We start from the raw sequence: 23157 nt of genomic DNA, 5'->3' as shown, positions 1-23157 counted from the left end.
TGTGAATGGCTAGTGAATCTCTGGCCTGTCCACAGGGTTATGATGTGAGCCGAGATTGACGCTTAATTTAGACAAAAAGGGATTTTCGTGAAGGCTCTCGTGCTCTCCGGGGGAGCGGGCACCCGCCTCCGCCCGATCACCCACACCTCCGCCAAGCAGTTGGTGCCGGTCGCCAACAAGCCGGTGCTGTTCTACGGCCTGGAGGCGATCGCCGAGGCCGGGATCAGCGAGGTCGGCATCGTCGTCGGCGACACCGCGGACGAGATCCGTGAGGCGGTCGGTGACGGCTCCCAGTTCGGGATCAAGGTCACCTACATCCCGCAGGAAGCGCCGCTGGGCCTCGCCCACGCCGTCCTCATCGCCCAGGACTTCCTCGGTGACGAGGACTTCGTCATGTACCTCGGCGACAACTTCATCGTCGGTGGCATCACCGGCCTGGTGGAGGAGTTCCGCGGCGAGCGCCCCGACGCGCAGATCCTGCTGACCAAGGTCCCCAACCCCACCTCCTTCGGTGTCGCCGAACTCGGCGCCGACGGCCGGGTGGTGGGCCTGGAGGAGAAGCCGAAGCAGCCCAAGAGCGACCTGGCCCTCGTCGGCGTCTACCTCTTCACTCCGGCCATTCACGAGGCCGTCCGCTCCATCGAGCCCTCCTGGCGCGGCGAGCTGGAGATCACGCACGCCATCCAGTGGCTGATCGACCAGAAGCGCGACGTCCGCTCCACGACCATCTCCGGGTACTGGAAGGACACCGGCAACGTCACCGACATGCTGGAGGTCAACCGGTCGGTCCTGGAGACCGTCGAGCCGGTGGTCGAGGGCACCGTCGACGAGAGCAGCGAGATCATCGGGCGAGTGCGCGTCGAGGCGGGCGCCACCGTCAGTGGCAGCCGGATCGTCGGGCCTGCCATCATCGGTGCCGGCACGGTGGTCAACGACGCCTACATCGGTCCGTTCACGTCCGTCTCCGAGGACTGCCGGATCGAGGACAGCGAAATCGAGTACTCCATCGTGCTGCGCGGCTCCTCCGTGACCGGCGTGCGCCGTGTGGAGGCCTCGCTCATCGGACGTGACGTCGAGGTCACGCCCGCGCCCCGTAACCCCAAGGCACACCGGCTCGTGCTCGGTGATCACAGCAAGGTGCAGATCTCTTCATGACCACTCGGATTCTGGTGACCGGCGGTGCCGGCTTCATCGGCTCGCACTACGTCCGTACCGTGCTCGGCCCCGAGGGCCCCGGTGACATCGCCGTCACCGTCCTCGACAAGCTGACCTACGCGGGCAACCCGGCCAACCTCGACGAGGTGCGCGAGCACCCGGGCTTCGCCTTCGTGCAGGGCGACATCTGCGACCCCGAGCTGGTCGGCAAGCTGATGGCCGAGCACGACCAGGTCGTCCACTTCGCCGCCGAGTCGCACGTCGACCGTTCCATCGACGGCGGCGCGGAGTTCGTGCGCACCAACGTGGTCGGCACCCACACGCTCATCGACGCGGCCCACCGCGCGGGCATCAAGACCTTCGTGCACATCTCCACCGACGAGGTCTACGGCTCGATCGACGAGGGTTCCTGGCCCGAGACGCACCCGCTGGAGCCCAACTCGCCGTATTCCTCGGCGAAGGCGTCCAGCGACCTGATCGCGCTGTCGTACCACCGCACTCACGGCCTGGACGTGCGGGTGACCCGCTGCTCCAACAACTACGGGCACCACCACTTCCCCGAGAAGGTCATCCCGCTCTTCGTGACCAACCTTCTCGACGGCAAGAAGGTCCCGCTGTACGGCGACGGCGGAAACGTCCGCGACTGGCTGCACATCGACGACCACGTCCAGGGCATCGAGCTCGTGCGCACCAAGGGCCGCGCCGGCGAGGTCTACAACATCGGCGGCGGCACCGAGCTCTCCAACAAGGAGCTCACCGGTCTGCTGCTGAAAGCGTGCGGCGCCGACTGGGAGACCAGCGTCGAGTACGTCGAGGACCGCAAGGGCCACGACCGCCGCTACTCCGTCGACTGCACGAAGATCCGCGAGGAGCTGGGCTACGAGCCCCGTAAGAGCTTCGAGCAGGGCCTCGCCGAGACCGTCCAGTGGTACCGCGACAACCGCGCCTGGTGGGAGCCGCTGAAGGAGCGGGCCGCGCTGTGACCGACAACCGCACCTGGCTGGTCACGGGCGCGGGCGGCATGCTGGGCCAGGACGTCCTGGCCCGGCTGGCCCAGGCGGGGGAGCGGTATGCCGCCCTCGACCGCGCGGCGCTGGACCTCACCGACGCCGACGCCGTGAGCGCGGCGCTGGACGAGCACCGGCCCGCCGTGGTCGTCAACTGCGCCGCCTGGACGGCCGTCGACGACGCCGAGACCCGCGAGGACGAGGCGCTCGCCATCAACGGCGACGGGCCCCGCCACCTTGCCGAGGCCTGCGCCCGCACCGGGGCTGTTCTGCTGCACGTCTCCACGGACTACGTCTTCGCCGGGGACGCCCAGGAGCCGTACGCGGAGGACGCCCCCACCGCGCCCCGCAGCGCCTACGGCCGCACCAAGCTGGTCGGCGAGAAGGCCGTGCTCGGGATCGAGCGCGGGTACGTCGTCCGCACCGCCTGGCTCTACGGCACCGGCGGCCCGAACTTCGTCCGGACGATGATCAAGCTGGAGGGCGTCAAGGACACCCTCGACGTCGTCGACGACCAGCGCGGCCAGCCCACCTGGACCGTCGACCTGGCCGACCGCCTGGTGCGCCTCGGCCAAGCCGCCCTCGCGGGGACCGCTCCCGCGGGTGTGTACCACGGCACCAGCGGTGGCGAAACGACATGGTTCGGGCTCACCCGGGAGATCTTCCGGCTGCTGGGCACGGATCCGGAGCGGGTCCGGCCGACCACCAGCGCGGCGTTCGCCCGCCCCGCGCCCCGGCCCGCGTACAGCGTGCTGGGGCACAACCGCTGGCAGCAGGCCGGCATCGAACCGATTCGTGACTGGTCCGAGAGTCTCAGCTGCGCGATGCCCGTGTTGGTCGCGGAGCTCCAGGAGGGGAACCCATGACCGTGAAGGTCAGCATCATCATCCCGGTCTACAACGCGGGGGTCTACATTGAGCGCCCGATCAACTCGCTTCTGAAGCAGTCCATGCCGCAGGACGAGTTCGAGGTGATCTTTGTCGACGACGGATCAACCGATGACTCCGCGGAGCGGCTGAAGACAATAGCCGACAACACGGAGAACTTCCGGGTGTTCTCCATGCCGAACTCGGGCTGGCCCGGTCGTCCCCGTAATGTCGGTGTCGCCAACGCACGCGGCGAGTACATACATTTCCTCGACCAGGACGACGCCTTGGGACCGAAGGCGCTGCAGGTGATGTATGAACGGGCGCAGAAGAACAATTCCGACATAGTCGTCGGCAAGGTCAAGGGCAACATGCGTGGCCCCATTCGTCTTTTCCGCGAGTCGGCCGACAGCGTCGGCCCGGAGTTCGCCGAGCTGTACGAGACGCTGACCCCGCACAAGATGTTCCGGCGCCAGTTCCTGCTCGACAACGACATCAACTTCCAGGAGGGGCGCTGCCGCCTGGAGGACCAGATGTTCCTGGCGAAGGCCTATCCGCTCGCCAAGAGCATAACGATAGTCGGCGATGTCGTGTGTTACGACTGGAGCAAGCGCGACGACGGCAGTAACAACAGCAAGACCCGGACCGAGCCGGGGGACTACTATCCCTGGCTTGCCAAGACCGCGCAGATAGTCAAAGCCAGCACGAGCCCGGGACCGGTGCGCGACGCCTTCCTGACGCGCAACTACCGGGTCGAGGTTCTGCGGAACACCTCCACGCAGGGCTTCCTCAAGGGCGATCCCTTCAGCATGGGGCACTACGAGGCGGCCCGGAAGGTGGCGGTCGAGGAGTACTCGGATTCCGTCCGTGAGGGGCTGCCGCCGCTGTGGCGGTTCCGCGCCGAACTGCTCGAGGCGGACCGTGTCGAGGACCTGCGCAAGGTGGCCGAGCGTTACCGTGACACCGTCAGCGAGGTCGAGTTCAGCGGCCCGGTGCGCTGGCGGCGGGGTGTGCTGGTCGCGCCGTTCCGCGCGCGGTTGCGTTACCAGGACGGTGCCACGGTGAAGGTCAGGAAGCTGGGCGACGGCTATGGCCTCGACCTCGCCGTGGTCCAGGGGATCGACGGCGGGCCGGAATGGTCCTTCAAGGACATAGAGAACCGTGCGGTCGTGGATTTCCAGCTGCGCCAGCGCAACAAGGCGCAGGCTTGGTTCCCCGAGGTCGAGTACAAGCTGGCGGTTGCCGCCGACGGGACTGTGGAGATCACGGGAACCGTGAGCATCGATCCCGACACGGCGGCATGTGGAGGCCGGCTCCCCAAGGGGTTGTACGACGTCCACGTCAATGTCCAGTTGCTCGGGATCGAACGCATGGCCCGTATCGAGGGCGGCCCGGTGAGCGAGCTGCTGCCCTGCGGTGGTGAGCGGTCGCAGCGCCTGAACATCCAGGCCGCTCCCTACTGGACCAGGGACGGGCGGCTCGCTCTCGACATCGGCGGAAACATGCACCCGGTCCCGGACAAGTCCCGGGAGTCCCAGCCCGCTTGGCGCAAAATCGCCAAGAAGGTCAAACGAGTTCTCTCATCCTGAACCGGAGGTCCCGCTCCATCATGAAGCCCCTTTCGATCGAAGGCGCCTGGGTCCACGAGCCCAGCGTCTTCCCGGACGAGCGCGGCAGCTTTCACGAGTGGTTCCGCGGAGCGGATTTCCGCACGAGCACCGGGCACGACCTGTCGCTTGCCCAGGCGAACTGCTCGGTCTCCCGCCGCGGCACCCTCCGCGGTGTCCACTTCGCAGACGTGCCGCCCAGCCAGGCCAAGTACGTGAAGTGCGTACGCGGCGCCGTGCTCGACGCCATCGTCGACATCCGGGTGGGCTCCCCCAGCTACGGGCAGTGGGAGCTGGTCCGGCTCGACGACGAGACACACGCCTCGGTCTACCTGTCCGAGGGCCTCGGACACGCCTTCCTGGCGCTGACCGACGACGCGACCGTCGTCTATCTCTGTTCCGAGGGCTACGCGCCGGGGCGGGAGCACGGCATCCATCCCCTCGATCCCGAGCTGGGTATCGAATGGCCGGCGGATGTGGAGCCGCTGCTTTCGGACAAGGACGCCGCCGCTCCGACGCTGGCGGAGGCGGCGACGCAGGGGCTGCTGCCCCGTTACGAGGACTGCGTCGCCTATCGCTCGGAACTCTGAAGGCCTATGAAGTTACTGTCCGGTAGGTGTTTACTCCCCGGTCGAACCCCGGCTAGCTTCCGTAAATCGCTTAGTCGTCAACCATCCCTTGAAGGGCGCACTTTACGTGGATCGGCACGGGTTTCTCCGCCAACTGCACAAGGTCTATCGCCCCCGTAACTACCTTGAGATCGGAGTGAACGACGGCCGCAGCCTGACGCTCTCCCGCGTTCCCACGGTCGCCGTCGACCCGGCGTTCAAGGTGACGTCGGAGGTCAGCTGTGATGTGCACATGGTCAAGGCCACGAGCGACGACTTTTTCGCTCGCAAGGACCCGCTGATCCACCTGCGCAACGGCCGCAACCCGTTCCGCGCGCTCGCCCGCCGCGATCCGCTGAACCTCCTGGGTGCTGACCCGCGGCTCGAGATGGCGTTCATCGACGGCATGCACCTCTTCGAGTTCGCGCTGCGGGACTTCATGAACGTCGAGCGGCACTCGCGCTGGTCCAGTGTGATCGTGCTGGACGACATGCTGCCGCGCAACGTCGACGAGGCGGCCCGCGACCGGCACACGGGCATGTGGACCGGTGACGTGTTCAAGGTGGCGCAGGTGTTGCGGCGCTTCCGCCCCGATCTGGTGGTGGTGGAGCTCGACACCAAGCCGACCGGTGTCGTGGCGATCTTCGGAGCCGACCCGACCAGCACCGTGCTGAAGGACAACTACGACAAGATCATGGAGGAGTACCGCGCCGACGACCCGCAGGTCGTTCCGGAAGAGGTACTGCTGCGCAAGAACGCCGTCCAGGGCGAGATCCTGCTCGGGGCGGACTTCTGGCCGGCCCTCGTGCGGGCCCGCAATCTGCGCCGCCCCCGCTCGGCGTTCGCGCCGATCCGCCGCGGCATCCAAGCGGTGACCGGCTGACACCGGCTGATCCGCCGGGCCGGATACCTCCGGCCCGGCGGGCACCCTTGTGTGCCATGTCTGGTTCAGCCCTGCGGCCGCTCCCGCTTTCCGGCCGGTCCGGGGTCCGGTTTGACCCCCACGCCGGGGCCCCGTAACCTGGACCGTCGGCGTGTCCATCGTGGCCGCCACATCCCCGTAAACCTCTTCCTTCCGGGTGCTCCGGCTGTCCGGGAGAGGTCGTCCGTGCTCTGTGCCGGGCGGCTGGACTGCGGGGGTGCCGTCCCGAGCGAGAGAGTGAGATCCGCGTGTACGCCATCGTGCGCAGCGGTGGTCGCCAGCACAAGGTTGCTGTCGGCGACATCGTTGAGGTTGACAAGATTTCCACTGCCAAGGTTGGCGACACGGTCGAGCTCTCGACCCTGCTCGTTGTCGACGGCGAAGCTGTCACCAGCGACCCGTGGGTCCTGGCCGGCATCAAGGTCCAGGCCGAGGTCGTGGACCACCACAAGGGCGTCAAGATCGACATCCTTCGCTACAAGAACAAGACCGGCTACCGCCGTCGTCAGGGCCACCGCCAGCAGTACACGGCGATCAAGGTCACTGAGATCCCCGCGGCTGCGAAGTAAGGGACTGAGGAGAGATGGCACACAAGAAGGGCGCATCGTCCACCCGTAACGGTCGTGACTCCAACGCTCAGCGCCTCGGCGTGAAGCGTTACGGTGGTCAGGTCGTCAACGCGGGCGAGATCCTGGTCCGTCAGCGCGGCACCCACTTCCACCCCGGCGCGGGCGTCGGCCGTGGCGGCGACGACACGCTGTTCGCCCTCGAGGCCGGTTCGGTGCAGTTCGGCACCAGCCGTGGCCGCAAGGTCGTGAACATCGTTCCGGTCGCCTGATCGGAAACTTTCGCGAGGCGGACCTCACTTCCCTGGTGGGAAGGCGGGTCCGCCTTTCGCGTGTTAAGCCAGTAGTACTCGTGACGTTTTTGGAGGCACCGAACCATGACCACCTTCGTGGACCGCGTCGAACTGCATGTCGCCGCGGGTAACGGAGGCCACGGCTGTGCCTCCGTCCACCGTGAGAAGTTCAAGCCGCTCGGCGGCCCGGACGGCGGGAACGGCGGTCGTGGCGGTGACGTGATCCTCACCGTCGACCAGTCCGTCACCACGCTGCTCGACTACCACCACTCCCCGCACCGCAAGGCCACCAACGGCAAGCCCGGCGAGGGCGGCAACCGCTCCGGCAAGGACGGCCAGGACCTGGTCCTGCCGGTACCGGACGGCACCGTCGTCCTCGACCGGCAGGGCAACGTCCTCGCCGACATGGTCGGGCACGGCACCTCCTACGTCGCCGCCCAGGGCGGCCGCGGCGGCCTGGGCAACGCGGCGCTGGCCTCCGCCCGCCGCAAGGCCCCCGGGTTCGCGCTGCTCGGCGTGCCGGGAGACCTCCAGGACATCGTCCTGGAGCTCAAGACCGTCGCCGACGTGGCGCTGGTCGGCTACCCGAGCGCGGGCAAGTCCTCGCTGATCTCGGTGCTGAGCGCGGCCAAGCCGAAGATCGCCGACTACCCCTTCACCACGCTGGTCCCGAACCTGGGCGTGGTGACCGCCGGCTCGACCGTCTACACCATCGCCGACGTGCCGGGTCTGATCCCGGGCGCCAGCCAGGGCAAGGGCCTGGGCCTGGAGTTCCTGCGGCACGTGGAGCGCTGCAGTGTCCTCGTGCACGTCCTGGACACCGCCACGCTGGAGTCCGACCGCGACCCGCTCTCCGACCTCGACATCATCGAGGCGGAGCTCAGGGAGTACGGCGGCCTCGACAACCGTCCCCGCATCGTCGTCCTGAACAAGATCGACGTACCGGACGGCAAGGACCTCGCCGAGATGGTGCGGCCGGATCTGGAGGCGCGCGGTTACCGCGTCTTCGAGGTGTCCGCCGTCGCGCACATGGGGCTGAAGGAGTTGTCCTTCGGGCTCGCCGAGCTGGTCGGCAAGGCGCGGGCCGCCAAGCCCAAGGAGGAGGCGACCCGGATCGTCATCCGGCCCAAGGCCGTGGACGACGCGGGCTTCACCGTGGTCCGCGAGGAGGACGGGCTGTACCGGGTGCGCGGCGAGAAGCCGGAGCGCTGGGTGCGGCAGACCGACTTCAGCAACGACGAGGCCGTCGGCTATCTCGCCGACCGCCTCAACCGCCTCGGTGTGGAAGACCAGTTGATGAAGGCGGGCGCCCGCTCGGGCGACGGCGTCGCCATCGGCCCCGAGGACAACGCGGTCGTCTTCGACTGGGAGCCGACCGTCATGGCCGGCGCCGAGATGCTCGGCCGGCGCGGCGAGGACCACCGTTTCGAGGAACCCCGGCCGGCCGCCCAGCGCCGCCGCGACAAGCAGGCCGAACGGGACGAGGCAACCCAGGAGTTCGACGACTTCGAGCCCTTCTGAGTGAATGTCGGGCGACGTCCCGGCATACCGAAGGACGACGAAGAGGGTGACGCCGGGGCTCGCCGCCGCCCCGGTATGCCCGGCGAGGACCTGGGCACGCCCCACCGACCCGGACGTCTGGCCCGACGCGGGTTCCGCCGGCTCCCACCGCCTCGGCAGGACCGCGTCCATGTGGGTGACGCGAACGCGGGCGCGGGATCCCTGTGGTCCTTCCGCTCCCGGGGGGAGTACGTCGTGTCGCCTGGCGATGCGCCAGTTCCGGCCGCCATCCTGGCGCTGAACGGAACGTTCACCTTCGGCCACACCCTGCTCGGTACGACCGCCGCGAAGACCCGTCTGGGCTCGGGCTTCGCCAACTAAACCCAAAAGATCGTCAGTCGGCAGTGTCCTGAAGGCCGTTGCGCCGGGATCACCTTCATCATGTGATACCCGAGTCGCAACGGCTCTTCTGTTGTCTACCTATTTGTCATGTACGCGAACACTCTGGTTCAACGCACGGATCCCCCCGAAGCGTGAGCTTCCAGGGTGTCCAAGAGGTCAGCGATGCAAGGGAGTTCGCCCATGCACGGAGCAGCATCACCCGGCCGACGCCGCTTTCTGACCACCGGCGCCGCCGTGCTCGGCGCCGCTGCCGCTGCCCAGCTGTGGCTGCCGGGCACCGCGCGAGCGGCGGAGACCCCGCTGCCCGACGGTGTGTTCAGCCTCGGTGTGTCCTCCGGTGACCCGTTGCCGGACGGCATCGTGCTGTGGACCCGACTGGCCCCGGATCCGCTGAACGGCGGAGGCATGCCCGACAGAGTGGTGCCGGTGGATTGGGAACTCGCCGAGGACCAGCGTTTCAGAAAGGTCGTCCGCCGGGGCACCGCCCAGGCCCTGCCCGCGTTCGGACACAGCGTTCACGTCGATGTACGGGGCCTGCGCGCGGGCCGTGCGTACTGGTACCGCTTCCGCGCCGACGGCCAGCTCTCGCGCACCGGCCGCACCCGCACCGCCCCCGCCCGGCACACCTCCCTGGGCAGCCTGCGCGTCGCGCTCGCCTCCTGCCAGAACTGGCAGCACGGCTACTTCACGCCGTACGCCGACATGCTGGACCAGGACCCCGACGTCGTGCTGTTCGTCGGCGACTACATCTACGAGTCGGCGCCGTCGTCGGCCGGTCCGCGCCGGCACGAGGGCACGGGGGAGCCGTACACCCTCGTCCAGTACCGCAACAGGTACGCCCAGTACCGCACCGACCCGGACCTCGCCGAGATCCACGCGAACGCGCCCTGGGTGGTCACCTTCGACGACCACGAGGTGGACAACGACTGGGCCGGCGAGATCCCGCAGGACCCCGACAAGCAGCCGCACGACGCGTTCGTGGCCCGGATGACCGCGGCCTTCCAGGCGTACTACGAGCACATGCCGGTCCGCGCCACCGCCTTCCCGGACGGCCCGCACATCCAGATGTACCGGCGTCTGGAGTTCGGCCGTCTGGTCCGGCTGAACGTGCTCGACACCCGGCAGTTCCGCAGCGACCAGGTCACCGGTCAGGCGGCCGCTCAGGATCCCTCGCTCACCATGCTCGGCGCCGAGCAGAAGCAGTGGCTCCTGGACGGGCTGCAGGACTCGCCGGCCCGCTGGAACGTCATCGCCTCGCAGATCATGATGGCCGAGACCGACATCCTGCTCGGCGAGGGCAAGCTCTGGTACTACGACGCCTGGGACGGCTACCAGGTCGAACGCAACGCGCTCCTGGAGGAGCTCGGAAGCGTGGGCAACCCGGTCGTGCTCTCGGGCGACCGCCACTTCACGATGATCAGCGACCTCAAGGAGGACTACGCCGACCCGTCCTCCCGGGTGGTCGGCGCCGAGTTCGTCGCGACGTCCATCACCAGCAACGGCGACCAGGACCAGGCCGCCTTCCACGCCCAGTGGGACCCGCTGCGGGCCGACAACCCGCACTGGAAGTTCATCGACGCCCACCGCGGCTACCACCTCTTCGACATCGACCGGCACGGCATCGACGCCCAGGTCCGGGGCGTGGACACGGTGGTCGGACCGCAGGCGACGCCCAGCACGCTGGCGCAGCTCCGTGTGGACGCGGGCAAGCCCGGAGTCCGGCTGGTGTGAGGACGTTGCCTGAGCGGGGCGTGGTCCTCATCGCCGTCCCACGCTCCTCTCAGGTCACACTCAGGCACTTCTCTTACCGTCCTCTGACTATGGAGACGGACTGTACGAGTGACGACCTTCCGGTGAACGGCGTGACCGCTCCGCTGCCCGCCGGCACCCGCCTGCTGCACATCGGGCCCCACAAGACCGGCACGACCGCCATCCAGGGCGCGCTGTTCGCGGCGAAGGACCTGCTGCCCGAGCACGGCGTCGTGTTCCCGGCGCACAGCAGACACCCCATGGAAGCCGCCCTGGCCGCGTGCGCGAGGCCCGCGATGATCGGCGACACCGCGCCCACCGAGAAGCACTGGACGCGACTGCTGGCACAGGTCGAGGCCACCGGCGGGAAGACCTCGGTGATCAGCAGCGAGTTCTTCGCCGACGCCGAGGACGACGACACGATCGCGCGGATCGTCGAGCAGCTCGGCGGGATGGGGGTCCCCCCGCTCGAGCGAAGCCGAGAGTGGGGGAGCGTCCACGTGCTGGTCACCCTGCGTCCGCTGGTGAAGATCATGCCCTCGCAGTGGCAGCAGTACGTGCAGAACGGCCTGCGCATGGGCTACGACAACTGGCTCACCCACATGCTGAGGAAGGCGCCGTACGAGCACCCCAACCCCAGCTTCTGGCGCCGCCACCGGCATGACCGGCTCGTCGAGCGCTGGGCCCGGGCGGTCGGTGCGGAGCGGATCACCGTCGTCGTGGTCGACGACCGCGACCGCGAGGGGCTGATGCGCACTTTCGAACAACTCCTCGGGCTGCCGGCGAATCTCCTCCAGCCCGTTCCGGATGCGACGAATCGCTCTCTTACTCTCGCCGAGACCGAAATGCTGCGGAATCTTAACAAGGAATTCCGCGGCAATGGACTGCCGGACGAGTTGTATTCCAAGCTCGTCCGCAACGGCGCGGTCATGCATATGAAGAACGCGTGCAGTCCATCGCCCGAGGACGTGAAGATCCTCACTCCCGAGTGGGCCGTGGAGGCCGCCGCCGAGATCGGTGCCGGGATGGTGCGGCGCATCGGTGACCTGGGTGTGCGGGTCATCGGTGACCCCGCGCTCCTGGCCGCCGTACCGAAGACGCCTGCCCTGGACGGGATCCCCGCCCCGCGGATCGCACCCGAGGTGGCGGCCCGGGCGCTGTACGGGGCGCTCGCCGCGGCCGCCGAGTCGCCGGTGCGGCACACCTCGCCCGCCAAGGCGCGCACGGTGCACCAGACGTCGTCGAAGGAACTGATGCGGGTACTCGGACACCGCTGTCTGAAGAAGCTGCGCCGCCGCTGAACTCCCGCACGGCCGTCGTTACTGGCAGTGCAAGATGAATGACAGGTAGCGCGTACATATGCGGTGAACGGCGGTCGCCTTGCACAGCGGTAACCGCAAGTGGGACCATTTCCCCGTTCCCTGTCGCCCCGAGGTAGGTCTTCTGTGTCCCAGCACATCGCCAAGCCCCGTACCACCGCAGTGATCCTGGCCGGTGGTACCGGTCAGCGTGTGGGTCTCTCGATCCCCAAGCAGCTGCTGAAGATCGCCGGCAAGGCAGTCATCGAGCACACTCTGACCACCTTCGAGAAGGCCGACTCCATCGACGACATCATCGTGCTGATGGCGCCGGGTTATGTTCCGGACATAGAGAAGATCGTGGCCAAGGCCGGCTTCCGGAAGGTCAAGAAGATCATCGAGGGTGGCGCCACCCGGAACGAGACCACCGAGCGTGCCATCGCGGCCCTCGGTGAGGGTCTGGCCGAGGGCGAGGACCTCAACGTCCTGTTCCACGACGCCGTGCGCCCGCTGCTCTCGCGCCGTGTGATCGACGACTGCGTGGTCGCCCTGGAGCGCTTCCAGGCCGTCGACGTGGCCATCCCGTCCGCGGACACCATCATCGTGACGCGCACCCACGGCCTGGACGGCGAGTTCATCACCGAGATCCCGGACCGCTCCCGGCTGCGCCGCGGCCAGACCCCGCAGGCCTTCAAGCTGTCCACCATCAAGCGCGCCTACGAGGTCGCCGCCGGGGACCCCAACTTCCAGGCCACGGACGACTGTTCGGTCGTGCTCAAGTACCTGCCGGACGTGCCGATCCACGTCGTCGCGGGTGACGAGTACAACATGAAGGTCACCCAGCCCGTCGACGTCTTCATCGCCGACAAGCTCTTCCAGCTCGCCTCGACCGCGGCTCCCGAGCAGGTGAGCGACGAGGCCTACCGTGAGCTGCTCACCGGCAAGACCGTCGTCGTCTTCGGCGGCTCCTACGGCATCGGCAAGGACATCGGCGAACTCGCCGAGTCCTACGGCGCCAAGGTGTACGCGCTGGGCCGCTCCACCACCGGCACCCACGTGGAGAACCCGGAGGAGGTCGACGACGCGCTGTCCAAGGCGTACGCCGAGACCGGGCGCATCGACTACGTCGTCAACACCGCGGGCGTGCTGCGCATCGGCAAGCTGGCGGAGACCGACAACGCCACCATCGAGGAGGCACTGAAGGTCAACTACCTGGCCCCGGTGCAGATCGCGCGCTCCTCGTACAAGTACCTGGCGGAGACCAAGGGCCAGCTGCTGCTGTACACCTCCAGCAGCTACACCCGCGGCCGCGCCGAGTACAGCCTGTACTCCTCGACCAAGGCGGCGATGGTCAACCTGACGCAGGCCCTGTCCGACGAATGGGCGGGTGACGGCGTCCGGGTGAACTGCATCAACCCCGAGCGCACCGCCACGCCCATGCGCACCAAGGCCTTCGGCCAGGAGCCCACGGGCAGCCTGCTGTCCTCCGAGGCGGTGGCCCGCACCTCCCTCGACGTGCTGCTCTCCGAGCTGACCGGGCATGTCATCGACGTCCGCCAGCAGGACCCGACGGCCTCCGCGGGGCAGGCCTCCGGCTTCGAGGCCGCGCTGGCCAGTGTCCTGGACCGTCAGGACGGCGTGGCATAATCAGGGCCAATTAGTTTTCGGTAAATTCAGGCCTCTGTGGCTGCCCGTTCCTGGTGCATTCACAGGGGCCTGAACCTTAAGCACCGTCAATTCGTAAACAACCGGCATCCCTCCCAGAGCAGGTTTTCAGTGATAAGCACCGCTATTCGCGTCGCCCGGGTGGGCAGCGCGGCCGAGCTGGCCGCGGCGGTCCTCATGCTGGCGGGTTTCCCCGCCATAATGGTGGCCGCGCTCATTCCGAGCGTCCCAGCCTTCGCGGCCGCGACCGCCGTCACGTACCTTGCGGACCACTATCTGCACCGCCAGGGCAGTTATCTGATCAACCGCCTCAGCAAGGTGCGCGCCGGACTGTCGATCCGCTTCCTGATCAGACAGCTCCTGCTGATCCTGCTGCTGGCCCGGCTCGACCTCTCCGACAACCTGATCTTCTACGGGGCCACCGCCTGCTTCATCGCGTTCTACGGCCTCCAGGCCCCGCACGGCGCGCTGGTCACCCTGATCCGCAACCGCCGCCGGCTCCCGGTCGCCACCCGCAACGTCGACCTGGCCTCCCGTATCCGCATCCCGGACGCTCCGCCGATGGGCCTGCTGAACCGGTCGGCAGAGAAGATGCTCCACCTCGACCTCGCGGCCGTGGTCGGCATACTCGTCGCCGCCGCGATGGACTTCGCGCTGCCCGGCTTCATCGGCATCGGCGTGACGATCGCCCTGGGCTCCCTGTACGTCCTCGCGCTGATGCCGTACGTGAGCAAGAAGAAGATCCCGCCGAACGCCGACGAGGTCCTCGCCACGGTCGACGACTGGCTGAGCGACTACAAGCCGGAGACGGTGCTCTACTTCTCCGGCTCCAAGGACTCCGCCTACCAGGTCAACATGTGGCTGGAGACCATGGAGCAGCTGGACTCCAGGCCGCTGATCATCCTGCGTGAGCGCGTCATCCTGCAGAACCTCGCGCCCACCACGGTCCCCGTCATCTGCGTGCCCGGAGGGGTGCACCTGATGAACATGGACCTGTCCACGGTGCGGGTCGCGCTGTACGCGGCGAACGTCGGCAAGAACATCCACCTGCTGCGCGTCCCCACCATGAAGCACGTGTTCATCGGCCACGGGGACAGCGACAAGCTGGCGAGCGTCAACCCGTTCAGCAAGGCGTACGACGAGGTGTGGACCGCGGGCCGGGCGGGCCGCGACCGCTACGCCATCGCCGACGTGGGTGTCCGTGACGAGGACATCGTCGAGGTGGGCCGCCCGCAGTTGGCGCCGATCCAGAAGTCGCAGGGGACGCCGGAAGGCCCCCGCGGCGGAGCCGCTGATGGATACTGCCCGACCGTGCTCTACGCCCCCACCTGGGAAGGCTGGGACGGCGACCCGGGCAACACCTCGCTGATGCTGGCCGGCGAGAACATCGTGAAGAAGCTGCTGAAGGCCGACCCGCCGGTCCGCGTCCTCTACAAGCCGCACCCCTTCACCGGCACGGTCCTCGCCAAGGCGGGCGCCGCGCACCAGAAGGTCACCGCGCTGATCGAGAAGGCCGCCATCGAGCGCGCCACCGATCCCCGCTTCCAGGCCGACGCCGCGGCCCAGGTCGCCGCCAAGGCCGAGCTCGCCCGGATCGAGGCCCGGATCGCCGTCCTTGCCGGCAACGGCGGCGACAAGGGCGACGAGGCCGAGGCGAGCCGTGACGGCGTGGTCGACGTGGCCAAGTACGAGGAGATCGCCCGTCTGCGCGGCGAGTGGAACGACGCGTACTGGCGCTCCTTCCCCACGTGGGAGCACCGGGTGGTCACGGGCGCCGAGCCGCGGCTGTACGACTGCTTCAACGTCTCCGACGCGATGGTCTCCGACATCTCCAGCGTGGTCTCCGACTTCATCGCGAGCGGCAAGCCGTACGCGGTGACGGACTCCGCCGAGGTGGGTGCGGAGGAGTTCAAGCAGCAGAACACCGCCGTGCGCGCGGCGACGATCCTGTCCAACAGCGCCGCCGAGCTGGGCGAGCTGCTCCAGGCGGTCCGCGACCCGGCGGCCGACCCGCTGGCCGAGGACCGGGTGGAGCTCAAGCAGTACCTGCTCGGACCGGACGAGCCCACGTCCATCGAGCAGTTCAACACCGCGGTGGCGAACCTCGCGATCAAGGCCGAAGCGCGCAATGTCGGCCAGGAGTCACGGACGGCGGCCTCGGCGGCGGAGGCCACGACCAAGGCCTGACCTCCCCTTCGTAAAGAAAGGGCCCGGATTTCGGAGTGATCCCGAAATCCGGGCCCTTCCTGCGTATGTCCCGGTGCCGTGTGCAACCCTTTCCCCCGGCCGGGCGTCTAGGGGATTGCCCCCGAGCGAAACTGGGGGAAACAGACCGTGACTGGGGGAGACGTGACCGTTGTGCAGCCTGATGTGACCGTTGTCATCGGGGCGTACGAAGCGATGCCGTATCTGGTCGACTGTCTGGCCTCCGTCGAGGCACAGACCATCGGCCACGCGCGCATCGAGGTCATCGCGGTCGACGACGGCTCGGCGGACGGCACCGGGGAGTACCTGGAGGAATTCGCCGAGCGGACCTCCCTCGACGTCACGGTGATCCGTCAGGACAACTCCGGCGGCCCCAGCGGCCCGCGCAACGTCGGTCTGGGCAAGGCGACCGGGCGTTACGTCTTCTTCCTCGACGCCGACGACCGGCTCGGCCCCGAGGCCCTGGAGCGGATGGTCGCGATGGCCGACCGCAACGGCACGGACGTCGTCCTCGGCAGGGTCGAGGGCGTCAACCGCAAGCCCCCGACGTCGATGTGGGGGCAGACCCTGGAGCGCACCGACGTCTTCTCCTCCAACATCAAGTTCACGCTGAGCGCGCAGAAGCTGTTCCGCCACGCGTTCCTCGAGCGGCACAGCATGCGTTTCGACGAGTCCCTGTGGACCGGCGAGGACGCGCTGTTCACCATGGAGGCCTATCTGCGGGCCGACGGCGTCTCCGTGATCGCCGACCACACCTGCTACTACCTGGTGGGCCGCGAGGACGGCAAGCACGTCACCAGGACCGGCAGCCACACCCTGCGCTTCGACTCCGCGCGCGCCCTGATGAACCTGATAGCCGACATGGTCCCGGCGGGCGCGAGACGCGACGCCCTGATGGTCCGCCCCTTCCTCGTCACCCTGCTCCCGCAGTTCGGCCCGAAGTTCCTGAAGGACGGCGAAGCGGTACGCCGGGAGAAGCTGGAGTTGGCGAAGCCGCTGGTGGACGCGTACTGGACCGGTGAGGTGGCCCACCGCCTCCGGGTCCACGAACGTCTGCGGCTCCAGCTGGTGGCGATGGGCCGCTCGGATCTCCTGGTGGAGGTCCTGGAGTTCATGAAGGCGAAGAAGACCCCGGAGACCGTGTTGGAGAAGGGCGGCCGCCGGGTGTATTTCGCCTACCCGTTCTTCCGTGACCCGTCGGCGGGCCTGCCCGACGCGCTCTATCTGGCCGAGCCGCGCGAGGCCCGCAAGGTGCCGGGCTACAAAGAAGTAGGGGTCGACCAGTTGCTGCGCCGGGCCGTACGCAAGGCGCGAAGGGTCCTCACCCCGGCAGGGTGAGCGTCCCGGAGACGGACACGGTCTCCTCGTCCCGCCGCTGCCCGGGAACCCGCCGCTTCCGGGCCACGGCACACAGCGCCTGAACGGCCATGTCGAACCGTTCCTGCGAAGAAGGCTCGTCCGCCCCCAGCAACCGCCGCTTCAACTCGGCCCGCGCCTCGGCCAGTGCGTCCGGTTCAGGCTGTCGTACGGCATCCAGCAACCCTCGCACCCCCACCGCGTCCGGCGTCAACACGGTCGCCGCCCCCGCCGTGGGAAACGCCGCGCGAAACGCAGCCTCGCTCAGCCCGCTGGTGTTCGCGACAGCGTACGGTTTCCCGCTCGCCAGGAAGTCGCTGACCACGCTCGACACATCGCTGATCAGCAGGTCGGCCCGGTTGAAGCAGGCGTACAGCGCGGGCCGGGCGTCGGTCACGACCTGGTGCTCCCATTCCGGCAGCGAGGCCCAGTACGCCCGCTCCCAGGCGGCCGTCGCGCGGGCCACCGCCTCCGCACGGCCCGGCTCCGGCGTTGACTGCAGCAGCATCCGCTCGACCGAGTCCGCGGCGGCCCGGAACGACGCGATGGTGAGCCGGTCCAACTCACGTGTCCTGCGGGAGAGTTCACCGTCGTCGGCAGGTCGTTCCCCCGCCCGCTCCCGGTTCGCCGCCCGCACCAGCTCACGGATCCTGAGGTCCGCCGCGCCGGCCCGTGCGTCCACCGATCCGGTCAGCGGATGCGGCTTGTACAGCAGCCGTACCCCGGTATCGGCCAGCAGCGCTCGCACGATGTTCTCGCCCGCCTCGATCACCGAGGTGTTGCCGGGATTGCCGTCCCAGCCCTCCCAGGTCGGCGCGTAGAGCACCGTCGTGTACGGCCCGGTCGGCGGCCCCTCGTACGGCCGTACGGCGTCCAGCTGCGGGCGGCCGATCTCCACCACGTCCTTGTCCTCGACGCCCACCTCGGCCGCCGCGTACCGCTCGCGGGCCGCGGGACCGGCCACCCACACCTCGTCGTAGGCCTTGGCGTACGGGTTGCAGGAGGACAGCTTGTCGCTCTCGCCGTGGTTGACGAAGGTGTGCTTGATCGTGGGGATGCGCAGGACCTGGGAGGTCTTGCCGGAGTTCGACGGATGGATGAGGACCTGGAGCGTGGACTGCTCCAGGCGCAGCAGCGTGGACACCTTCGGCAGACAGACGATCGGGACGTCGGTCGCGGCGATCTTCTGCATCATGAACCGCTCGCGCAGGATGATGACCGGCCTCCCGTCGAGCTTCGCGAGCGGCTCCAGCCACATGTTGGCCTGGTAGGCGGAGGAGGCCCCGCCGGAGAAGTACAGGCCGACGGTCGGCCGGTACTCGGCGAGCCATGCGTCGAACCAGTCCAACACCTCCTGCTCGCCCGCCGGACGACGGCTCGGCAGCAGTCGTACGAGAAGGTCGTACAGACCCATGAGGGCGAGACCGAGGGACATCGCGATGCCGAAGGCCGCGCACCGGGGCTCGCCGGTGGCGGCCGTGACCAGCAGGCCTGCCGTGGCGGGCAGGCCGTGGACCAGGAGGCGGGGGCCGGGGCGGCGCAGCAGGGCGGGCGGGGCCGGGGTCAGGCGGAGCGCCGAGGAGTCGATGTTCCGGGTGACCACCGGCAGGGTCCGGGTGCGGCGGACCAGGACGGAGGCCGCCTGGATCGCGCAGTGCAGCGCGTAGAAGGCGAGCAGACCGGCCACCAGCACGGTGTACGCCGTCTCCTCGTCCTCCGGGGTCAGCCGCAGCAGGCCGAGAACCAGCAGCAGGTCGCGCAGGACGTGCCGCACGGTGATGTCCGCGTGGGACTTGGCGAACAGGGAGACCATGCCGCGCTGCCACCGGTGCAGGACGCCCTCGACGGCCAGGGAGGCGGCCGTCGCGGCGAGCAGCAGCGGGATGTGCGGACGCAGGGCGGCGACGGCCTGGGCGACGACGGCGGCTGCCAGGACGGCGGCGACGAGGACTCTCGTCGCGGTCTGCCGGCCCGGCAGCCGCAGCGCGGACCGGAGGCGGGGGAGGGGTTTTCGCACGGGGGTCTCTCCAAGGTCGTCGCGAGACGGACGCCTTGGTTAACGCGTGCCGACCTCCGGACGACACGCGCGTGTCCTCTGCCCTCCGGGCCGGGGAAGTGCTATGCGACGGGTTCGCGCTGTGCGGGGTGTGCGACCGGCGCGGCGAGATCCTCGGCCCGTTCCGCCACCGCCTTGTCGGCCAGGTCGCTCACGGCGACGTTGAACCGCTCCATGGACGTGGGCCGGTCGGGTCCCAGCACGTACTCCTTGAGGGTGCGGCGCTGCGGGGCCAGCGGGTCGTGACGGGGTTCGCGGACCGAGCGCAGGATCTCCGGCAGCCGGGTGCAGGCGCGGTCGAGCAGATACGCGCCGCCCGCGGTGGTGTAGGCGGCCCGGAACTCCTCGTCGGGCAGGTCCTGGGCGTTGGTCAGGACGTACGGCTTGAGGCCGGCCACGAAGTCGGCGACCACCGAGGAGACGTCACTGATGAGCAGGTCCGCCTGGTTGAAGCACGCGTACAGCGTGGGGAGTTGTCCGAGGATCACGTGATGCCGTGCGGTGCTCCGGCTCGCCCAGAAGATCCGGTGCCACTCGTCCCGCAGGTCCTGCCACTCGGCCGCGCCGTCCCGGTCGGGGACCCGCGACTCTCGCAACTGCTGGGCGTCGTCTCCCTCGTGACGCCCGGACATCTCGTCGAGACGGGCCCGGATCTCCCGCAGCCTCGGTCTCGCGGCTTCGGTGGCCTTCTCGTCGTCGGCCCGCAGCAATCCCCTGATGGCCCGGTCCGCGGCGGCCGCCTCGGGCGAGCGCTTGCCGGTGAGGGGGTGCGGCTTGTAGATGATCCGGACGTTCTCCGCGAGGAGCTTCTCGATCAGGGGTACGCCCATCGGGATCAGGGAGGTGTGGCAGTCGTCGTCGCTCCAGCCCTCCCAGGTGGGCGCGTAGAGGACGACGGGCACCGGGCCCGCGATGTGCTCGGCGTGCGGCCGGACCGGGGCCAGCTGCGGGCGGCCCACCTCGACGATGGCGTCGTCGCTGATGGCGTGCCGCACCCGCCGGTAGCGGTCCCGGCCCGCCCGTCCGGCCACCCAGATCTCGTCGTACACCTTGCTGACGCGGTTGCTGCTGGCGAGCTTGTCGCTGTCGCCGTGACCGATGAAGACGTGCTTGGCCTCGGCGACGCGCAGCATATGGACGTTCTTGCCGGCGTTGCCGGGATAGAGGACGACCCGGACGCCGGACAGCTCGAGCTCGGCCAGGTCGTCGGCCTTGGGCACGCAGACCACGGGGATCCGGGTGCGGCCGAGGAAGCGGAAGGAGGCCCGCTCGCGCAGGACGATCACCGGGCGCCGGTCGAGCTGCTCCAGCGTCTCGATCCACATGTTGACCTGGTACATGAAGTCCCGGGAGACCGCCGCGAAGCTGAAGTACAGGGCCACCTCGGGCCGGTAGCCGGCGAGTTGGCGGTTCACCTCGCCGATCACCGCGTCCCGGCGCGGCATCCGGCGGACCGCGCGGAACTGTCCCAGCAGGGCCAGGAGGGCGGCCGAGGCCGCGCCGATCGTCAGCGCGTAGCCGACATAGGCCGAATACCAGGTGCCGGTCGCCAGCGCGACGACCAGACCCGCGTGGGCCGGCAGATCGAGGTGGAGCAGCTTGCGCAGGAAACGCCGATAGAGGTAGGCGGGCGGGCGTTCCGGTATGTCGATCCCGCTCATGTCGAGATTGCGCACGATCACCGGGAGAATCCGACGCCTGCGGATTGCGTGATGCAGTGCCGAATACATCATCACGAGCAGGAAATGGGCGCTGAGGACGGCGAGCCCGGTGACCAGCACCGCGCCCGGCGCGTCCGCCCGGTCGGCCAGGGCGAGCAGCATCACCGTGCGCACGGCGAACCGCATTACGCGGCTGAGCTGCAGTGTCGCCAGGCGGCGGACGAATCCCGGGGCCTTGATGTGCAGGGCCTCGTCCGCCAGGTACGTCACGGCCCACGCCGCCGTGAAGCCCCACAGTGAGGGCAGCAACGCCAGGACGGGCAGCGCCGCGAAACCGGCACCGAAAAGGATCACCAGGAGAAGTTCGGTCTTCCCGGGAACGCGCAGGGCGGCGCACAACCGACGGATCGTCATGGGCAGGGCCTTCTCGAGCTACGGCAATGACCTTGTTGTCGGCAGTTGGACGCGAGGCGGAGATGAATGGTTGTACATCTTGGCGTCGAAAAGAATTCACTTCCGATTGAGAGGAAGGTGTAATTCCGCCTTTCCCGCAAAGGGAACCGGACCGGCCCCGGGACGCGTCCGGTACCGGGTCCGGGGACTGGACGGACGCGCGTCCCCGCGTCCCCTTCGCGTACATTGCGGACGAGGTACCCGAAGTGGCGCGAGGGGACAGGACACAAGGTGGCAGGGGCAAGGCAGGCTGTGGGCGAGGCCCGCAGGATCGTCGTCAAGGTGGGTTCCTCGTCGCTGACCACCGCCACCGGCGGCCTCGACGCCGACCGGGTCGACGCGCTCGTCGACGTCCTCGCCAAGAGCCGCAGCGGCGGAGAGCGCGAGATCGTCCTCGTCTCCTCAGGAGCCATCGCCGCCGGACTCGCCCCGCTGGGGCTGCGCCGCCGCCCCCGGGACCTCGCCCGTCAGCAGGCCGCCGCCAGCGTCGGCCAGGGCCTGCTCGTCGCCCGCTACACCGCCTCCTTCGCGCGATACGGCGTCCGCGTCGGCCAGGTGCTGCTGACCAGCGACGACATGAGCCGCCGCGCCCACCACCGCAACGCCTCCCGCACCCTCGACAAGCTCCTCGCGATGGGCGCCTTCCCGATCGTCAACGAGAACGACACCGTCGCCACCGACGAGATCCGCTTCGGCGACAACGACCGGCTGGCGGCCCTGGTGGCGCACCTGGTCCACGCCGACCTGCTGGTCCTGCTCTCCGACATCGACGGCGTCTACGACGGCGACCCCAGCAGGCCGGGGACCTCGCGGATAGCTCAGGTGCGGAAGCCGGAGGACCTGGCGGGCGTCGAGATCGGCAGCGCGGGGAAGGCGGGGGTCGGAACCGGCGGCATGGTCACCAAGGTCGAGGCCGCCCGGATCGCGGCCGCCGCCGGCATCCCCGTCGTGCTGACCAGCACGATCCACGCGGCCGAGGCGCTGTCCGGCGGTGACACCGGCACGTACTTCCACCCGGCCGGCAAGCGCTCCGCCGACCGGCTGCTGTGGCTCCAGCACGCGTCCACCCCGCAGGGCTCGCTGACCCTGGACGACGGCGCGGTGAAGGCGGTCGTGGACCGCCGCAAGTCGCTGCTGCCGGCCGGGATCGCCTCCGTCGAGGGCGAGTTCGTCGCGGGCGATCCCGTCGAGCTGCGTGACGGCACGGGTCACGCGGTGGCCCGCGGGCTGGTCAACTTCGACGCCAAGGAGATCCCGCAGCTGATCGGCCGCTCGACCCGGGAGCTGGCGCGCGATCTGGGGCCGGCCTACGAGCGGGAGGTCGTCCACCGGGACGATCTGGTGATCCTGCACCCCTGAGGGCCGCCGTCGGCGTCTTCCGGCGGCGCCCGGTGCCCCGGGCGCCCCGGGCGCCCGAAAACGGGGTGAACGCCCTGCCAAGAGCGTCGCCCTGAGGTGGACGTTCCGCAAAATCGCCCCATGAGCCCTTGCGGCCTGCTCAACTTTGTCCCAGGGACACATTCCGCCCGACCCTATGGGGTCGACCTGTGCATGAAGGAGGCCGTCGTGAGACGAGTGCGCCCTGGGGCGGCGGCGTCCCGCGATGGTGCGGCGGCTTCCCGCGGAGGGTCCGGTCCGCCCGGCGGGCCCGTCGTGCGGGCGTCCGGCGGTTCTGCGGTGCGGGCGGTGGGTGAGGTCGGTGGTTCTGCCGCGCAGGCAGTGGGTGAGGTCGGTGGTTCTGCCGCGCCCGCGGTGGGTGAGGCCGGTGGTTCTTTGGCGCGAGCTGCG

Annotated in this window: 18 protein-coding genes; 16 read left to right on the top strand and 2 right to left on the bottom strand. The window is 68.9% G+C overall.

Annotated elements, in window-relative coordinates; translation table 11 throughout:
* The first annotated feature begins 87 nt into the window (after nt 1-87).
* The 15 genes from RNB18_RS26875 to RNB18_RS26805 all read left to right on the top strand — a co-directional run bounded on the left by RNB18_RS26875 (nt 88) and on the right by RNB18_RS26805 (nt 17181).
* The gene (locus RNB18_RS26875) at nt 88-1155 is read left to right on the top strand and encodes a glucose-1-phosphate thymidylyltransferase (RefSeq protein ID WP_057615935.1); all 1068 of its coding nucleotides are present in this window, start codon (nt 88-90) and stop codon (nt 1153-1155) included.
* A complete protein-coding gene (rfbB, locus tag RNB18_RS26870) occupies nt 1152-2138 on the top strand; it encodes a dTDP-glucose 4,6-dehydratase (RefSeq protein ID WP_069758982.1) in 987 nt (328 codons plus the stop codon). The genes RNB18_RS26875 and rfbB overlap by 4 nt, the downstream gene beginning before the upstream one ends.
* Nucleotides 2135-3028: a dTDP-4-dehydrorhamnose reductase gene (gene rfbD, locus RNB18_RS26865; RefSeq protein WP_311716669.1), complete on the top strand. Its 894-nt coding sequence runs from the start codon at nt 2135-2137 to the stop codon at nt 3026-3028. The genes rfbB and rfbD overlap by 4 nt, the downstream gene beginning before the upstream one ends.
* Entirely contained in the window at nt 3025-4617 is a 1593-nt protein-coding gene (locus RNB18_RS26860; protein WP_311716668.1) for a glycosyltransferase family 2 protein, read from the top strand. Before rfbD ends, RNB18_RS26860 begins: the two co-directional genes overlap by 4 nt.
* Nucleotides 4618-4637: 20 nt before the next feature.
* Nucleotides 4638-5225 (top strand): dTDP-4-dehydrorhamnose 3,5-epimerase, encoded by a 588-nt coding sequence (gene rfbC, locus RNB18_RS26855; protein WP_311716667.1) that lies wholly within the window; start codon nt 4638-4640, stop codon nt 5223-5225.
* Between the two features lie 106 nt (nt 5226-5331).
* The gene (locus RNB18_RS26850) at nt 5332-6126 is read left to right on the top strand and encodes an O-methyltransferase (protein WP_311716666.1); all 795 of its coding nucleotides are present in this window, start codon (nt 5332-5334) and stop codon (nt 6124-6126) included.
* A gap of 287 nt (nt 6127-6413) precedes the next feature.
* On the top strand, nt 6414-6734 hold the full coding sequence (gene rplU / locus RNB18_RS26845; RefSeq protein WP_030601628.1) for a 50S ribosomal protein L21: 321 nt from the start codon (nt 6414-6416) through the stop codon (nt 6732-6734).
* Between the two features lie 14 nt (nt 6735-6748).
* Nucleotides 6749-7003 (top strand): 50S ribosomal protein L27, encoded by a 255-nt coding sequence (gene rpmA / locus RNB18_RS26840; RefSeq protein ID WP_266564724.1) that lies wholly within the window; start codon nt 6749-6751, stop codon nt 7001-7003.
* Between the two features lie 105 nt (nt 7004-7108).
* A complete protein-coding gene (gene obgE, locus RNB18_RS26835; RefSeq protein ID WP_266523376.1) occupies nt 7109-8545 on the top strand; it encodes a GTPase ObgE in 1437 nt (478 codons plus the stop codon).
* Between the two features lie 171 nt (nt 8546-8716).
* Complete coding sequence (locus RNB18_RS26830) at nt 8717-8905, top strand: hypothetical protein (RefSeq protein ID WP_311716665.1); 189 nt, start codon at nt 8717-8719, stop codon at nt 8903-8905.
* Between the two features lie 201 nt (nt 8906-9106).
* On the top strand, nt 9107-10657 hold the full coding sequence (locus RNB18_RS26825) for an alkaline phosphatase D family protein (protein WP_311716664.1): 1551 nt from the start codon (nt 9107-9109) through the stop codon (nt 10655-10657).
* A gap of 89 nt (nt 10658-10746) precedes the next feature.
* Nucleotides 10747-11976, top strand: a complete 1230-nt coding sequence (locus RNB18_RS26820; RefSeq protein WP_311716663.1) for a hypothetical protein — start codon at nt 10747-10749, stop codon at nt 11974-11976.
* Nucleotides 11977-12120: 144 nt separating this feature from the next.
* Nucleotides 12121-13620 carry a bifunctional cytidylyltransferase/SDR family oxidoreductase gene (locus tag RNB18_RS26815; protein ID WP_311716662.1) on the top strand — a complete coding sequence of 500 codons (1500 nt, stop codon included), beginning with the start codon at nt 12121-12123 and terminating at the stop codon, nt 13618-13620.
* Between the two features lie 129 nt (nt 13621-13749).
* A complete protein-coding gene (locus RNB18_RS26810; RefSeq protein WP_311716661.1) occupies nt 13750-15825 on the top strand; it encodes a hypothetical protein in 2076 nt (691 codons plus the stop codon).
* A gap of 162 nt (nt 15826-15987) precedes the next feature.
* Nucleotides 15988-17181 (top strand): glycosyltransferase family 2 protein, encoded by a 1194-nt coding sequence (locus tag RNB18_RS26805; RefSeq protein WP_311716660.1) that lies wholly within the window; start codon nt 15988-15990, stop codon nt 17179-17181.
* Here RNB18_RS26805 and RNB18_RS26800 read toward each other — a convergent pair.
* Together RNB18_RS26800 and RNB18_RS26795 are read right to left on the bottom strand one after the other, a co-directional pair.
* Nucleotides 17165-19216 carry a hypothetical protein gene (locus RNB18_RS26800; protein ID WP_449657638.1) on the bottom strand — a complete coding sequence of 684 codons (2052 nt, stop codon included), beginning with the start codon at nt 19214-19216 and terminating at the stop codon, nt 17165-17167. The genes RNB18_RS26805 and RNB18_RS26800 overlap by 17 nt on opposite strands.
* A gap of 101 nt (nt 19217-19317) precedes the next feature.
* Nucleotides 19318-21330, bottom strand: coding sequence for a hypothetical protein (locus RNB18_RS26795; protein WP_311716659.1), 2013 nt, complete (start codon nt 21328-21330; stop codon nt 19318-19320).
* 291 nt (nt 21331-21621) lie between these two features.
* Between RNB18_RS26795 and proB the strand changes: the two genes are divergently transcribed.
* Nucleotides 21622-22728 (top strand): glutamate 5-kinase, encoded by a 1107-nt coding sequence (gene proB / locus RNB18_RS26790; protein ID WP_311716720.1) that lies wholly within the window; start codon nt 21622-21624, stop codon nt 22726-22728.
* The last annotated feature ends 429 nt before the right edge of the window (nt 22729-23157 follow it).

The organism is Streptomyces doebereineriae, assembly GCF_031845645.1.
GTDB lineage: Bacteria > Actinomycetota > Actinomycetes > Streptomycetales > Streptomycetaceae > Streptomyces > Streptomyces canus.
This window is presented reverse-complemented; position numbering and strand designations above follow the sequence as displayed.